9 protein-coding genes are annotated in these 15,869 nt (G+C 64.2%); 5 read left to right on the top strand and 4 right to left on the bottom strand.

The features are described 5' to 3' along the window. Positions 1-721: 721 nt before the first annotated feature. The 3 genes from C0V74_RS06855 to C0V74_RS06840 all read left to right on the top strand — a co-directional run bounded on the left by C0V74_RS06855 (position 722) and on the right by C0V74_RS06840 (position 6,734). The gene (locus C0V74_RS06855) at positions 722-3,862 is read left to right on the top strand and encodes an amidohydrolase family protein (protein ID WP_246844783.1); all 3,141 of its coding nucleotides are present in this window, start codon (positions 722-724) and stop codon (positions 3,860-3,862) included. 97 nt (positions 3,863-3,959) lie between these two features. Beyond that, a complete protein-coding gene (locus C0V74_RS06850) occupies positions 3,960-5,768 on the top strand; it encodes a DUF885 domain-containing protein (protein ID WP_143251147.1) in 1,809 nt (602 codons plus the stop codon). Positions 5,769-6,038: 270 nt separating this feature from the next. Then, on the top strand, positions 6,039-6,734 hold the full coding sequence (locus C0V74_RS06840) for a cistern family PEP-CTERM protein (protein WP_143251145.1): 696 nt from the start codon (positions 6,039-6,041) through the stop codon (positions 6,732-6,734). Positions 6,735-6,783: 49 nt separating this feature from the next. On the opposite strand, the gene C0V74_RS06835 is transcribed toward C0V74_RS06840, so the two are convergent. After that, on the bottom strand, positions 6,784-8,313 hold the full coding sequence (locus C0V74_RS06835) for a tetratricopeptide repeat protein (protein ID WP_143251144.1): 1,530 nt from the start codon (positions 8,311-8,313) through the stop codon (positions 6,784-6,786). Between the two features lie 127 nt (positions 8,314-8,440). On the opposite strand from C0V74_RS06835, the gene C0V74_RS12875 reads away from it, so the two are divergent. Both C0V74_RS12875 and rsgA read left to right on the top strand, forming a co-directional pair. Then, positions 8,441-8,590, top strand: a complete 150-nt coding sequence (locus C0V74_RS12875; protein ID WP_168194173.1) for a hypothetical protein — start codon at positions 8,441-8,443, stop codon at positions 8,588-8,590. Continuing rightward, on the top strand, positions 8,587-9,588 hold the full coding sequence (rsgA, locus tag C0V74_RS06830) for a ribosome small subunit-dependent GTPase A (protein WP_246844782.1): 1,002 nt from the start codon (positions 8,587-8,589) through the stop codon (positions 9,586-9,588). Before C0V74_RS12875 ends, rsgA begins: the two co-directional genes overlap by 4 nt. Before the next feature lie 170 nt (positions 9,589-9,758). Here rsgA and C0V74_RS06825 read toward each other — a convergent pair whose 3' ends face one another. The 3 genes from C0V74_RS06825 to C0V74_RS06815 are packed head-to-tail and all read right to left on the bottom strand — an operon-like array spanning position 9,759 to position 15,611. Continuing rightward, positions 9,759-11,210, bottom strand: coding sequence for an efflux transporter outer membrane subunit (locus C0V74_RS06825; RefSeq protein ID WP_143251142.1), 1,452 nt, complete (start codon positions 11,208-11,210; stop codon positions 9,759-9,761). Further along, positions 11,207-14,407 (bottom strand): multidrug efflux RND transporter permease subunit, encoded by a 3,201-nt coding sequence (locus tag C0V74_RS06820; protein WP_143251141.1) that lies wholly within the window; start codon positions 14,405-14,407, stop codon positions 11,207-11,209. The genes C0V74_RS06825 and C0V74_RS06820 overlap by 4 nt, the downstream gene beginning before the upstream one ends. 4 nt (positions 14,408-14,411) lie before the next feature. Continuing rightward, the gene (locus C0V74_RS06815; RefSeq protein ID WP_246844781.1) at positions 14,412-15,611 is read right to left on the bottom strand and encodes an efflux RND transporter periplasmic adaptor subunit; all 1,200 of its coding nucleotides are present in this window, start codon (positions 15,609-15,611) and stop codon (positions 14,412-14,414) included. Positions 15,612-15,869 lie beyond the last annotated feature (258 nt).

Genomic DNA, 15,869 nt, shown 5'->3' with positions numbered 1-15,869 from the left:
GCGTGGTCTTCGGGCGGACAGGCCCGCTTAGCGAGGACCGCAAGGCCGCTTTCGGGAGCGTTCAACGAGTTCCGGAACGACCGATATTGGGCGCAAAGCAGTCATCCGTCCGATCGATTCGGCAGAGGGTTTTGGCGATACGGGACTCGCACCCTATTCACCTTTAGGGCAATGGGGCCACTGTCGGGGCTTCATCAAAATTTGGACCCGAATTAGTGACTATAATCAGATTTTTAGTTGACGAAAGCGAGTCCTCTTCTGGGCACCACTTGTTCTTCCGCCGGGATCCGTCGGCGGTGAGCACACCCTCTCGGTAATAGCACAGAAGTTTAGCCGCCTTGGTCGCTAGTGGGCGGCCCAAAGATACTTTGGCCGAAACGAGCCTTTGTCTGACGCCACTTGGGTGGCGGCTCGCGCTCGGCTGCAATTCCGAACACGGGATCAAGGGGTCGCTTGACCACTTTGTTCTACGTTCCCCTCAGCCATGTATTTTCGCGCAAAGCGCGCTAAAGCTGGCCCTTCACTGCGTGCAGGTCGAAGGGAAGATATGTCCAAGAAGTTCGCACTCGCATCTGTGTTGTTGGCAAGCGCTGCAGGCATTCAGGCCCAGGATCCTTCGCCCCCGACAGAGTCGCCGAGTGAAGCGGCCACGCAGCACGCCCCGCCTCCCGCGAGCGTTCAAGAGGCGGTTCGGGACAGTGACGCAGACGCCTGGGATGTCATGGCGCCGCGCGGACTGGAACTGCGCAAAGTGCCCATCAACACCAGCGAAGGCACCTGGATGAATGTGGACGTCTCGCCCGACGGGACACGCGTGGCGTTCGACATGCTGGGCGACATCTACGTCATGCCGATCACGGGCGGTTCTCCGACCCGTATTGCCGAAGGCCTGGCCTACGAGCAGCAGCCGCGCTGGTCGCCCGACGGCAGCCGCATCGCGTTCGTTTCGGACAGGGCCGGCGGCGACAACATCTGGATCATGCAAGCCGATGGCTCGGACAAGAAGCAGCTGACGAAGGAAGATTTCCGGCTGCTCAATCAGCCGAGCTGGAGTCCTGACGGTCGCTACATCGTGGCCAAGAAGCATTTCACCACCACCCGCTCGCTCGGAACGGGAGAGGTCTGGCTCTATCATGTCGACGGCGGCAGCGGCGTGCTGCTGGTCAAGCGGACCGACGAGAAATTCCAGAAGGAGCTGGGCGAACCGACCTTTTCCCCGAATGGCAAACACGTTTACTTCACCCGCAATATCACCCCGGGCGGGACGTTCGAGTACGCGCAGGATTCCAACCGGGGTCTGTTTGCGATCGAGCGATACGAGCTGGATTCAGGCGAAACCCACCGCGTAACGGGCGGCAACGGGGGCGCGGTCCGCCCGAACCCTTCGCCCGATGGCAAGCACCTCGCGTTTGTTCGGCGAGAGCGCGCCAAATCGAAGCTGTTCGTCCGCGAGCTCGCCAGTGGCAATGAACGCAAGCTCTTGGACCTGCCCGACCAAGACATGCAGGAGACCTGGGCGGTGACCGGGGTCTATCCGAACATGGACTGGACGGCGGACAGCAAGGACATCGTTCTCTGGTCCGGCGGAAAAATCCGACGTGTGCCGGTCGCAGGCGGACCGCCGCAAGATATTCCCTTCCAGATTGCCGACGACCGCGTGGTTGCGCGGTCGCTGCATCCGCAGGTGGAGGTGGCACCCGATACGTTCGACGCCAAGATGATCCGCTGGGCGCAGGTGTCCCCGACGGGCGATCAAGTCATCTACGAATCGCTCGGGAAGATCTGGTTGCGCCCTGTGAGCGGCGGACAGCCGCGCAGGTTGACCCGATCGGCGGCCGACCGGCTGGAAGCGTGGCCGAGCTGGTCGCGCGACGGACGCTCGATCGCATTCGTCGACTGGACCGATCAGGACCTGGGCCGGATCATGGTCGCACCCGTCGCCGGAGGCACCGCGCGCGTGGTGACGAGCGAACCCGGGCATTATGCGCGTCCCGTGTTCTCGCCCGACGGACGGACCATAGCATTCAGTGCCGGGTCCGGTGGTGGCATTACCGCTGACCGCTGGAATCGCGACGAGGGGAGCTACACGGTCCCGACGAGTGGAGGACGCCCGCGCCTCGTGAAGCGGGGGGCGGGGAACCCACAGTTCGGCGCGACCTCCGATCGTTTGTTCATGACCATGCGGGCAAGCGATAAGCTCCAGTTCGTGAGCACGGATCTGGCTGGTGAGGTGCAGAGGGTTCATGCCTCGGGCGACCTGACCAGCAGTTTCCAGGTTTCGCCCGACGGCCAGTACGCGGCGTTCCGCCAGAATTACGAAGCGTATCTGATGCCGCTGCTGCCCGGTGCTCAGGACGTGACGGCAGCCACGGAAAAAGGCGCGTTGCCGGCGGTTCGTCTCAGTCAGGGCGGCGGCGACTTCCTTCATTTTTCAGGCGGCGGGCAGCGCGTCCACTGGAGCATCGGACCCAAGGTCTACAGCGCTGATTCCCGGAACATCTTTCGCGGAAGCTACGAGGTTCCCACATCCGCTATCGATCTGTCGCGTACTATGCGGGCGGCCAAGCCGACCGGCAGCGTGGCCCTGACAGGCGCAAGGATCGTCACCATGCGCGGTGACGATGGAGGCATCATCGAAGATGGCGTGATCCTCGTCCGCGGGGACCGGATTGTGGCGGTCGGACCGCGCGGGCAGGTGACTGTGCCGGCAGACACTCCCACCGTCGATGTGGCCGGCAAGACGATCGTGCCCGGCTTCATCGACGCACATGCCCACGGTCCGCAGGGCGAGAACGGCCTGGTGCCCCAGCAAAACTGGTCGACCATGGCCAACCTGGCGCTGGGAACGACGACCATCCACGATCCGTCGAATAGCGCAGTCGAGATTTTCGCTGCCAGCGAGATGCAGCGCGCCGGCATGATCCTGGCGCCGCGCATCTTCTCGACCGGAGAGATCATCTACGGCGCAAAGGCGGCCGGGGTTTTCGCCGAGATTGGTAACTTCGAGGACGCGCTCGGGCACGTCCGTCGTTTGAAGGCCCAAGGGGCGATGAGCGTCAAGAACTACAACCAGCCGCGCCGCGAGCAGCGCCAGATGGTGGTGGCCGCAGCGCAGGCGGAAAACATGCTGGTCGTTCCCGAAGGGGGATCTTTGTTCAGCATGGACATGAGCCTGATCCAGGACGGCAACGCCACGGTCGAGCACAACGTGCCGGGCAGCGTGTTCTACCGGGACGTGCTGCAGATGTGGACGCAGACTGACGTCAACTACACCCCCACGCTGGTGGTGACTTATGGCGGACCCGGCGGCGATCCTTACTGGCGCGCCCGCACCAACCTGTGGGAGCATCCGCTGCTGACCGCGCATATCCCTCCAGGAACCCTCGCTGCCGCCGGCGCGCGCCGCGAGACCGCGCCTGAGGAGGACTATGCCGACACGTGGGCGGCGCGCGAAGCGCGCAAGCTGGCCGACCGGGGGGTCGAGGTGAGCATCGGCGCCCACGGGCAGCAGGACGGCATTGCCACGCACTGGGAGATCTGGAGTTTCGTCAAGGGCGGGTGGACGCCGCTTCAGGCGCTGCAGGCAGCCACGGTCAATCCGGCCCGCACGCTGGGCATGGAACGCGACCTCGGAACGCTGGAAGCCGGCAAGCTGGCCGACCTGGTGATCCTCGATGCCGATCCGCTCGAGAACATTCGCAATACGGAAAAGGTGAACAGCGTCATGCTGGGCGGGCGGCTGTTCGACTCCAGGACATTGAACGAAACGATCACTGGTGACCGCCGACGCCAACCTTACTGGTGGGAGGGCAGCAGCCAACCTCTACCTGGAAAAGAAAGCGCGGCTCAGCACGAGCATTAGGCTGCCCCCGTGACACTCGATTTGACCGCCTCGTCGGGGGTCATCTACCACCGTTTTCTCCAAAGAATTCTCGTCAGAAACAGTCAGGAGCCAATCGATGGTCCGCGTCATCCGCCTAGCCGCAATTTCAATGGGTGCGCTCGCTTTTTCTGCTTGCGTTGCGCAGCGCGAGGAAGTTGCGAGTGCGCCAGCCGCTACCCTGCCGCAAGTGCAGGACATCGATACGCTGTTCGCCACCTACGACCAGCGCCAGCTCGAACTGTCGCCGTTGTCCAAGGCTTATCGCGGTATCCGGGATGACGATTACGGGGACTGGGGCGACTTCTCGGATGCGGGCGAAATAGCGTCGCAGACGCTCCTGCAATCGACCGCGGCGACGATGCGGGCCAACTATTCCCCCGCTACCCTGGCGGCAGACGATGCGCTCAGCTATCGGTTGTTCGATGCGATGGCCCAGCGCAGCGCACGCGCATTCCCGTTTCGCGAATATGGCTACATCTTCGATCAGATGAACGGCGCGCAGAGCGATCTGCCCGCTTTCCTCATCAACATCCACTCGGTGGCGAATGCGGGTGAGGCTGCCGCCTACATCGAGCGGATCGAGGGAATTGGCCCGGTGCTCGACACGCTCACAACCGAATCTCGTGAGCGCGCCGGACGCGGCGTCATGCCGCCGAAGTGGGTCTATGCGTACGTGATCTCCGACATCCAGAACCTTCTTGAAGCAGGCGATAGCAACGCAATGCTGGAGGATTTTGCCGGTAAGGTCGGCAAGCTGAGCATCGCGCAAGCGGAGAAGACCGCGCTTGTGAACCGGGCGCAGTCGGCGTGGAACAATTCCACGCGTCCCGCCTACGAGCGCCTACTGGCGGAGATGAAGCGTCAGGAGGCGATCGCCGGCGCGACTGACGGGATCTGGCGGTTCCCGGAAGGCGCAGCTTATTACGGCGCGCTGCTGGCTAATTACACCACAACAGATCTGACCGCCGGTCAAATTCACGACATCGGCCTGCGCGAGGTCATGCGCATCCACGGCGAGATGCGCCAGATCATGCGCCAGGTCGAATTCGAAGGCACGCTTCAGCAGTTTTTCGAGTACGCGCGCACCGACCCGAAATTCTATTTCACCTCGCGCGAGGATTATCTCGCCGCGGTGCAGGCGGTGCAGGATAAGGTTGAACCCGCGTTGCCGCGCTACTTCAGCACCTTGTCGAAGGCGCCGCTGGTCGTGAAGCCGGTCGAAGCGTTCCGCGAGCAAAGTGCGGGTAAGGCATTCTACCAAAGCCCCGCACCCGACGGTTCACGGCCGGGCACCTATTACGTCAACCTCTACAGTTTGGAGGACATGAGCCGCAACGAGCTCGAAGCGCTCTTTTATCATGAAGGCTTGCCGGGCCACCACCTCCAGCGGGCGGTCCAGACCGAGCTGGGCGAAAACATCCCCGCGTTCCGCCGCTTTGGCGGGGTCACTGCATATACCGAAGGCTGGGGGCTTTATGCGGAGGAACTGGGCAAGGACATGGGGTTCTATACCGATCCTTATTCGGACTTCGGACGGCTGGGCATGGAATTGTGGCGAGCGGCACGTCTTGTGGTTGATACCGGCATCCACTCGAAGCGCTGGAGCCGTGAGCAGGCGATCGACTATCTGAAGCAGAACACTCCCAATCCCGACGGCGACATCCGCAAGGCGATCGAGCGCTATGTCGTGTATCCGGGACAGGCCACTGCCTACATGATCGGCAAGCTCAAGATCATGGAACTGCGTGAAAAGGCGCGGAGCGAGCTTGGCCCGGGCTTCGATATTCGCGAGTTTCATGATGTCGTACTGAGGTCCGGCCCGGTGCCACTCTCGATCCTGGAAGAGAACGTCGACAACTGGATCGCAGGCGAGCGACGCGAGTAAGCACGATTTCGCCCCTGCTGTTCGGTTTTAAGGGCGAGGTGATCGTCTCGGGCCCGTGGTGGGCGTGCTGGTCGAAGTGCCCGTGATGCTGTCTTTGGTCGCATTCGCCAATCGGTTTTTCGGGATAGCCCGTCAGAGTGGCGCGCGGCATGACCGTGCTGCGCTGAACCCTATGACGGCAGTTGCGTCCCAAGGTGGAACAGGGACGGCGGGGCGCTTGCGGATCGGTCATGGGCTGGCATTTGGTGGTCGAAGCAAGGGGAACGTCCGATGATCCGCAAGTATGCATTCGTTGCCGCCAGTGTGCTGGCACTCAGCGCCGCTCCGGCGCTTGCTGATCCGATCACCCTGGATGCGGGGGACGTGGGCACCAGCTTCACGCTGAACTACAACGGTTTCGCGGATGGCGCCGTGGTGGACGGCCTAACCGCATCGACCTCGTTCACGCTCAAGAGCGTCACCGATACGTCGTACAGCTTTGATTACACGGTCGCCAACACCACCAGCGGCGACTTGAGCTCGAGAGTGTCGAGCTTCGCGTTCGACACCAATCCCGACATTTCAAGCGCCACCAGCACCGGCACGTACAACTACACAGTTCTGGATTCCAATTACCCGAACGGCATCGGCAACGTTGACGTTTGCTTCAAGGGTGGCGCCAGCAACAGCTGTGCGGGCAACAGCGGCGGTGTGACGACGGGCGACCCCGGCACGGGCTCGCTGACGCTCAACTTCAGCGATCCGATCAGCGCGCTCACGCTCGACAATTTCTTCGTGCGCTACCAGTCGATCACAGGTGCGGGCAACATCACTTCGGCTAGCGGCGCGGTGACCAGCTCTTCGGGCGGAACTCCGGTGCCGGAGCCGGGAATGCTGGTCCTGTTCGGCATCGGCGCTGCAGCGGTCGCCTTTGGTCGCCGGCGCAAGGCGGCACCGGCGCGCGCGTTGCAGCCATCCTTCGCGTAAGCACGGGGCGGGCCCTTGCGCTCGACACCCGTTGATTTCGGTTCAGTGCTTAACTTCCTGCGCGATTGGCGGCCGCGAGGTGCCCGGCAATAACCTGATTGCCTGGCGCCAACCGCGCCGCCTTGCGCAGCAGGTCTCGCCCTTCTGACGGAGCGGCACCGCTTTCGATCATCAGCCAGCCGGCCGTGTCGAGCACCGAGGCATTTTGCGGCGCAAGAGCCAGCGCCTTGCGGGCCAGGCGCAGTGCCTGGTCCGCGTTGCCGAGCTTGCTCTCCGCAAAAGCCAGATTGTTCAGCACCATGACGTTGGTGCTGTCGGTGACTTCCAGAATTCGGCGATAAGCCTGGGCTGCCTGGCCCCAGTCTCCTCGCCTTAGTGCAGCATCGGCGATCGCGAGTCTGCCCCCGATCCCGCGCGCCGAATAATCGCGCGCCTGGGCCGCGTAGCGGCTTGCTTCCGGAAGGCCGGCTTTGTTCGCCGCGCTGGCGATGATCGCAAGATCTTCGGCGCCTGCAGTGCCACGCTCGACGAGCGGCTTCAGGGTCGCGACGGCTTTGCCTGGGTTGCCCGACTGCAGTTGCGCCGTCGCCAACAGACGATTGGCGAGGCGATGGCCCGGATCGTGTCGCAAGAACGCCGCCAGCTGAGTTGAGCCCTGATTATGCAGGCCCAGTTCGATCAGGGCCTGCCCGTAGAGGAGTTGCGCCTGGGGGAGCGCGGCCATCTTCCCTTCCAGCGGCTGGATCATGCGGCGGACGCCAGCCCAATCCTTGTTCGCCGCGGCGAGGCGCGCCTGGAGGTAGACCAGAGCGGGATCGCCAGGTGCGCGCTCGGCCGCCTGTTCAAGCAGCGGTGCCATGTCGGTGACGCGCCCGAGGTCTCCCAGCGACGCGATGCGTCCGATCAGCGCGGCGCGATTCTCGGGCCAGCGCGAATTGGCGGTTTCGTAAGTCGCCAAGGCATCGGCGAACCGTCCTTGCGATCCGGCCACTTGCCCCGCCGCCAGATGGGCTTCGAGCACATCGGCGTCTTCTGCCAGAGCGGCTTCCGCCAGGCGCCGGGCACCGGAACCGTCACCTCGCAGGAGCAGGAAACGGGCGTTCTCCGCCATGAGCCGCGCCTTCGGACCGTTGCTTTTGCTGCCGGCAGTGAAGGATTTCGCCGCCGCCGCCGCATCCCCATCGCGCATTGCGGCCAAGGCTCTCACGCGCCAGGCCTCCGCGGTGGCCTCACCCTGGACGGCGGCGCGCGCGGCCCGGGTGTTCCCCCGCAACAGCTCCGCCTCGGCCCGCAGGATCGGGGCATCTTGCGGCAGGGCCTTGAGCGCAGCCAGACGATCGAGCGCGCTCAGGGCGGCTTCACCGTCGCCAAGTTCCAATTGGGTGCGGGCCAGCAACGTGAGGGCTTTGGTGTCTTCCGGCGCAGCGTCGATCGCCGTGAGCAGATCCAGCCTTGCTTCGCCAAAGCGGTGGTCCGCAAAGCTATCGTCCGCACGTGCGAGACGTTCGGCGGGGCTGGGGCCGCAACTAGCGAGGAGGGCGATGACGGGGGCGCCGAGCAAATACCAATGGTGCTTCATGCGGCCCGCCTATGCCAACTCCCCAAACATTTCGTGAAACCGGCATCGCGAGATCGTCGGGCTTCCAACTGCTTCCGTCGTCGCGCCGCTTGTTGAGGTGATCGGTTGCTTCTACGGAATGTTCGACATGCCGATCGACGAAGATATCATCGAAACTCCCGACGGGCCGATGACCTGGGGCGAATGGAAAAAGCGCAACCCGGTGCAGATTCCGTCCCGGCGCACCAAGGGCAAGAAGCTCCCTGTGAAGGTCAAGCGCTTCACCGACGACCGTTGAACCGGCAATCGGATCTCGCCGCTCTCGGGTGGAAGGCGTTCTACGCCGATCAGGTCTCCCCGGAGGAGGCACGCCATTGTGTCCCGGTTCGGGTGATGGCTGTCCATCGCGGAGAGATTGCGATCGCAGGGGCGGGCCTCGAACAAACCGTTCCCTCGCACCTCGCCAGTTCGCGGGGAGAGGAAGACCGTCCGGCGGTCGGCGACTGGCTCCTAATCGACCATGAAACCCACGAGCCTCAGCGCATTCTTGACCGGGCAAGTCTGTTCAAGAGGCGATCGGCGGGAGCGCATCGTCGCGTTCAGCTGATCGCGGCGAATGTCGACACCGTGTTCATCGTCACGTCCTGCGACGACGATTTCAACGTGGCCCGGCTCGAACGCTTTCTCGTGCTCGCCGGTGAGGTGGGCGTGCGACCGGTGGTGGTTCTGACCAAGATCGATCTGACGGAAAGCGTAAGCGATTATCGAATTGCGGCAGAGAGTCTGCAGGACGGTCTGGAGGTGGTGACCGTCGACGCGCGCAATCCTGACCATGTGGCGCGGCTAGCGGCCCTGTGTGCCAAAGGTGAGACCGTCGCGCTCCTGGGTTCTTCCGGGGTGGGCAAATCCACTCTCGTGAATACGCTGCGGGGGTCGGACGACATCGCCACTCAAGCGGTAAGGGTGCATGACGGCAAGGGGATGCACACCACCACTGTACGGCAAATGCACCGTCTTGCGCACGGCGGGTGGCTGCTCGACACGCCCGGCATGCGGGAGTTTCAGATCGCCGACGCCGCGACGGGTCTGGCCGAGGTCTTTGACGACATCGTCAGCTTGGCCCGGCAGTGCCAGTTTCGAAATTGCCGCCACGGAACCGAACCCGGTTGTGCGATCAGCTCGGCGGTCAAGGCGGGAAAGCTGACCGCCCGCCGCCTGGAGCGGTGGCGCAAGCTAGCGGCCGAAGATGCGGACAACTCCCTGACCAGAAAAGAACGCCCCGGCGGTTACAGGTAAGCGGCAGGCTCCGGTGGGGGGTGAAGGGGTAAACCGGACGAGATTTTCTATACGGTTGATCGGCCGGAAAATTAGCGCGCGCTTCCGATTTTCAAACACACACTTTGCAGGTGCCTGAGACGCTACTGCTCCCGCTGCGTTTGCAGAAGTCAGTTGCATGATCTGGTATGTCAGGGCGTCAGTGCCGGGACGGATGCTGCTGCCGCCGACCCCTCTCCATCCGTTCCGAGCACGCGGTACAGGGTCACCTTGTTCTGCAGTTCGGCAAGCCGGATACCCACCTGCTGTTGGCGCGCAGCGAACAGGCTTCGCTGAGCGATAAGGCTGTCGAGAAAGCTGTCGATCCCGTTGCGGTAGCGCGCCTCGGTCAGGCGCGCGGTGGTGGCAGCGGCCGCGACGTTGTCGCTGGCAGCCTTTCCCCGCGCCAGCAGAGTGCCTTGATCGGCGAGTGCGTCGGCGGTTTCCCGGAAGGCTGTCTGGATGGTCCGCTCATAGACCGCGATCGCCGCCTCGCGCTGGGCTTCGCTGACCTCGACGTTGGCGCGGCGGCCGCCGGCGTCGAAGATGGAATAGGCCGCATCCGCACCGCCGGTAAGGTTGAAAGCGCCCCCAGTCAGCAGACTTCCCAGTGAACTGCTGGCGAGGCCGAGAATTCCGGTCAGTGAAACGGAGGGGAACAGTTGCGCCCGGGCAACTCCGATATCCGCATTGGCCGCGCGCAGCAGGAATTCCGCCTCGATGACATCGGGACGCCGCAGGAGGACGCGCGAATCGAGCCCCGCCGGGGCCGCGGCGAAGCTGGCGGTGATTTCATCGACGCCCGCCGGCAACAGCGCCGGGTCCACTTCGGCGCCCACCAGAAGTCGCAGCAGGTTCAAGTCCTGCGCCAATGCTGCCTGCTGCTCGGCGATCGCGCGTTCCGCGCCCGCGAGCACCTGCTGCGCCTGGCTCAAATCGGTTCGTGGAGCGACGCCACCCCGTAAGCGCAGCTCGGTCAGCCGCACGCTTTCGCGGGCATTAGCAGCGGTCGCTTCAGCGATCGCGAGGAGGTCGCGGTCAGCCGCGTATTCCGTCCAGGCTTGCGCGACATCGGCGATCAGGGCGATGCGGATCGTCCGTGACGCCGCCTCGGTGGCGAGAGCGCGGTCGCGCTGTGCCTCGGTCGCGTTGGCAAGCTTGCCGAACAGGTCGAGTTCGAAGGCCGATATCCCTCCCTGGACGGCGTATCGCGCCCGCGTGTCGCCGTCACCATTCTCGTCTCCCCCCGTTGATGCGGAGCCGCTGCGCGAAACGGTGACGCCTGTGTTCAGTCCCACCGAAGGGAACTGTCCGGAACGCACGACGCGCACCCTGGCCCGTGCGGCCGCAAGGTCGGCGAAGGCGATGCGAAGGTCGCGATTCTCGGACAGCGCCACTGAGATCAGTTGCTGCAGCCGCGGGTCGCGAAACACATCGGTGTAGAAGACCGCCGGAAGCGCCGCCTCGCTCTGCGCCAGATACGCGTCCCCGATCGGCCAGCTCAATGGGATTGGCGGCTGCGGGACCGACGCAGGCGGGGCGAGCGAACAAGCCGAAGCAAGCAGGCAGGCGCTTGCGGCAAGGGTGCGGATCGACGGGTTCATGTCGCCGGCGCCTCATTGGTCTCGGCCCGGCTTTGCAATCTGGCGCGCGCGGCGGCGATCCCGTCTCGCACGCCGCGCCGCACCATGACGAAGAAGAGCGGAATGTAGAATATCGCCAGCAGCGTTGCCGCCAGCATGCCGCCGATCACCGAAGTTCCGATCGCGATGCGGCTGTTGGCTCCAGCGCCGGTCGACAGCGCCAGCGGCAGCACGCCGAAGATGAACGCGAAGCTCGTCATCAAGATCGGACGAAGGCGGATGCGTGCCGCCTCCAGCGCCGCATCGATCACGCGCGCGCCCCGGCGTTCCGCCTGTTCGGCGAACTCGATCATCAGGATGGCGTTCTTGGCGGCGAGGCCCATTGTGGTGAGGAGCCCGATCTGCAGATAGACGTCGTTCTCAAGGCCTCGCAACGAGGCGAACAGCACTGCGCCGAGCAGGCCCAGCGGGATCACCAGCAGAACTGCCACCGGGATCGACCAGCTTTCGTAAAGCGCGGCGAGGCACAGGAACACTACCAGCAGCGACAGCGCGTAAAGCAGCGGCGCCTGGCTGGAGGCGTTCCGCTCTTCATAGGATGCGCCCGACCACGCCACGCTGGTGCCGGGGTATTTCCCGGCGAGCGCAGCGATCTCGTCCATCGCCTGGCCAGAACTGGTACCGGCGCCCGCCTGGCCGGAGAACTCATAAGTCGGGACGCCGTTAAATCGTGAAATGCTGGGAGGAGCGGACGACCAGTCAAGCTCGGCAAAAGCGGAGAACGGAGTCATCTGGCCGGATGCCCCGCGCACGAACCATTGGCCAAGGTCCGACGGCTGCGATCGGTAGGGCGCATCGCCCTGCACATAGACCTGCTTCACGCGGCCCTTGTCGATGAAATCGTTGACGTATCGCCCGCCCCACGCGGTCGATAGCGTGGAATTCACCGAATCCTGCGACAAGCCATAGGCGGCGAGCCGCTGGGCATCGATGTCGACTTTCAGCGTGGCAAGATCGGGCAGGTCGGACAGGCGCACCTGCTCCAACGTACCAGCGCCGTTGGCATCCGCCAGCAGGGCATCGCGTGAGGCCGCGAAGCGGTCGCGCGGCAGCCCGCCGGTATTGGTAAACTGCATCGAGAAACCGTTGGATGAGGACAAGCCGCGGATCGCTCCCGGCACGTTCACGAACACACGCGCATCGCGCAGGCCGCGCATGGCCGCGCTGGTGCGGTCAGCAATCGCCTGGGCAGTGTTTTCTTCGCCCGTCCGCTCGTCCCAGTGCTTCAGCCGCATGAAGCCGAAACCCTGGTTCTGGCCGCCGCCGCCGCGTCCGCCGCCCGCCACCATAAACAGCGTGGAGATGTTCGCGCCCTCAGTCTCCATCAGGTAATTCTCGATCGCCCTCGCGGTTTCCTGAGTCCGCGCGAGTGTGGCGCCCGGGGGGAGCTGGTAATTGATCGACACGCTGCCCTGATCCTCATTGGGCAGAAACCCGCTGGGCAGGCGCAGGAACAGTAAGGCCATGATCGCCACCAGCACCGCATAGATGCCGATGAACAGCCAGCGACGGTCGACGATCACGCTGATCGAATCGCGGTAGCGGTTGGACAGCCGCTCGAATCCGGAGTTGAAGCGCTCCTGAGCCCGCAGCAGCATTGCATGGGCGCGCCGGTGCCGCCGGGCCAGCCAGCCGCTCTGGTCGGTGTCCGCATCCTTGCGCTTCAGCAGATTGGCGGTGAGCGCCGGGCTTAGGATCAGTGCCACGAGCACTGAAAGGACCATGGCCGAAATGACGGTGATGGAGAACTGACGGTAGATCACACCGGTCGACCCGCCGAAAAAAGCCATCGGCAAGAAAACCGCCGAAAGCACGAGCGCGATGGCGATCAGCGCGACCTGAAGGTCCTTCATCGACTGGACGGTGGCCTCACGGGGGGTCATGCCCGGGTTTTCTTCCATCAGCCGCTCGACGTTTTCGACCACGACGATCGCGTCATCGACCAGCAAGCCGATCGCCAGCACCAGTCCGAACAGGGTGAGCGTGTTGATTGAAAAGCCCGCGATCGAGAAGACCGCGAACGTTCCAAGCAGGACGACCGGCACCGCGATCGCGGGGATCAGAGTGGCGCGCCAACTTTGCAGGAACACGAACATCACGATCACAACCAGGAGGATGGCCTCCAGCAGCGCCTTGACGACTTCGTTCACCGACAGGCGGATGAACGCGGTGGAATCGTTGGCGTAACTGATCACCAGCCCGTCGGGCATGCCCTGTTCAAGCCGTGAGACCTCGGCCTTGATCAACTCCGCGGTCTGCAGTGCGTCGGCGCCGGGGGCGAGCGAGATCGCTATGCCCGCACCGGGATGGCCGTTGACGCGGCGGTTCGAACTGTAACTCTGCGATCCCAGCTCGACGCGGGCCACGTCGCCAAGGCGCACGGTCGAGCCATCGGCCTCGGTCTTGAGAATGATGGTGCGAAATTCGTCTGCGGTCTGAAGCTTGGACAACGCCGTCACGGTCGCGGTCAGCATCTGCCGGTCGGGCGCAGGCAGGCCTCCGATCTCGCCGGCCGCGATTTCCGTGTTTTGATCCTGCACGGCGTCAATCACGTCGCTTGGCATCAGCGAAACCGCAGCCAACCGTTTGGGGTTCAGCCAGATGCGCATCGCGTTCGACGCGCCATAGACATTGACGTCGCCAACCCCGTCGATCCGCGACAGCGGGTCCTGAATGGTCGACGTCAGATAGTCCGAAACGGCATCGCTCGAGCGGGTCTCGGTCTCGTCGTAGACCACCACCAGCAGCAACTGATCGGGGCTGGACTTGGTGACCCGCACGCCCTGTTGCTGGACCTGCTGCGGCATGCGCGAGATCGCCGCTTGGACTTTGTTCTGGACTTGCACCTGCGCGATGTCGGGATCGGTGCCCTTGGCGAAGGTAGCGGTGATCGACGCGGCACCGTTGGAGGACGATTGGGAACTGAAGTAGAGCAGCCCGTCGAGACCGGTCAGTTGCTGTTCGATGATCTGCGTGACGCTGTTCTCGACCGTTTCGGCCGACGCGCCAGGGTACGTTGCCCGGATATTCACGTTGGTGGGGGCGATGTCCGGATATTGCTCGATCGGCAGCGTGTAGAGCGCGCCCAGTCCCCCGAGCATGACGATAATCGCCAGAACCCAGGCGAATATGGGCCGTTCGATGAAGATGCGGGACAAGCCGTCAGGTCCCGCGGCGATTGCCGCCGCCAGCCCCGGCGGGAGGCACGGCGATGCGTTGCGCTGAACCTGCCGCGACCGGCTTGACCTCGGTCCCGGATTTCAGGCCGTTGAGCCCCTGCACGATGACGCGTTCGCCGGCTTTCAGCCCGCCGGTGACGACCCAGTTCTGGCCGGACGTCCGTTCGGTTTGCACCACGCGGCGCATCGCCTTGCCGTCCCGGCCGACCACGAAGACAAAGGCGTCGCCGTTGAAATCGCGCTGGAGCGCAGCCTGCGGAACCAGGAATATCCCGGTCTCGACCGCCTGATCGAATTCGGCGGTCACGAACATGCCGGGCAACAGCAGGCCTTGAGGGTTGGGGAACCGCGCGCGCAAGGTGACGGTGCCGGTATCTTCGTTCACCGATACTTCGGAGAACTGCACGGTGCCGCTTGCCGGGTATAACGATCCATCGTCGAACTTCAGGCGCACGGTGGTGCTGCCGGCGGCGGTGCCACCATCGGCCGCCGCCAGCGCCCGTCGCAGGCGGGTGAGGTCGGCTGCAGACTGCTGCATGTCGACATAGACGCTGTCGGTGCGCTGGATCACGGCCAGGGGTTCGGCCTGGTTGCTGCTGACCAGCGCGCCCTGGGTAACGAGGGGGCGGCCAATGCGTCCGCTGATCGGCGCAGGGACGCTGGTGAAGCGCAGGTTGATTTGCGCGGTATCCAGGCTGGCCCGCTGCTGGGCGACCGCGGCACGGGCCGAGCCGGCCGCGGCGGCGGCGTCGTCGTATTCCTGTCTGGAGATCGCCTCCATTTCGGCGAGCGGCTTGAAGCGCGCGGCACGCGCGCTCGCGGCGCGGGCATTGGCTTCGGCGCTGGCAAGGGCGGCGCGCGCTTCGGCGGCGGCGGCACGGTACAGGCTGGCATCGATCTGGAACAACGGCTGGCCCGCGCGAACGAAACCGCCGGGCTGGAAATTGATCTGCCGGACCAGTCCGGTGATCTGCGGGCGAACCTCGCTCGTCTCCTGCGCGACCACGCGGCCTGCCGGCGTCGCCGGGATCGCGGCACTGCCCGGTTGGGCCACGATGATCCCCACCGTGGGCGCTGGGCGACCGCCGGCGTCGTCCTTTCCCCCACCCGAACATCCGGCAAGCGCGAGCGTGCAGCCCAGCATCAGCGACATGCGACGGCGGTTCGCCACGAATTCAGACATACTTGCTTCGCACCCGGTTCTTCTGGGCGTTTGCGGATGGCAGTCCTGCTTGCAAGCATGAAGGTGTATTAAAGTGCATCACGCGAGGTCTGCGGACGATCCTCGGATGCGGGCGCGGGAGAGTTGCAGCATCCGTGCAAACGCCCACGCGACCCTGACAAAGTATCCGCCCACCCGGTGGCAGCGCGCCGATGCATCATTGCTTCTTGCGGAAAAGACATGTCAGTGAGGGCGGCGTTTTATTTCGGAACATAGCGC

The organism is Altererythrobacter sp. TH136, from assembly GCF_007065885.1.
Classification (GTDB): Bacteria; Pseudomonadota; Alphaproteobacteria; order Sphingomonadales; family Sphingomonadaceae; genus Tsuneonella.
Note: the sequence above shows the minus strand (reverse complement) of the source record. Positions and strands in the feature narration are given on the sequence as shown.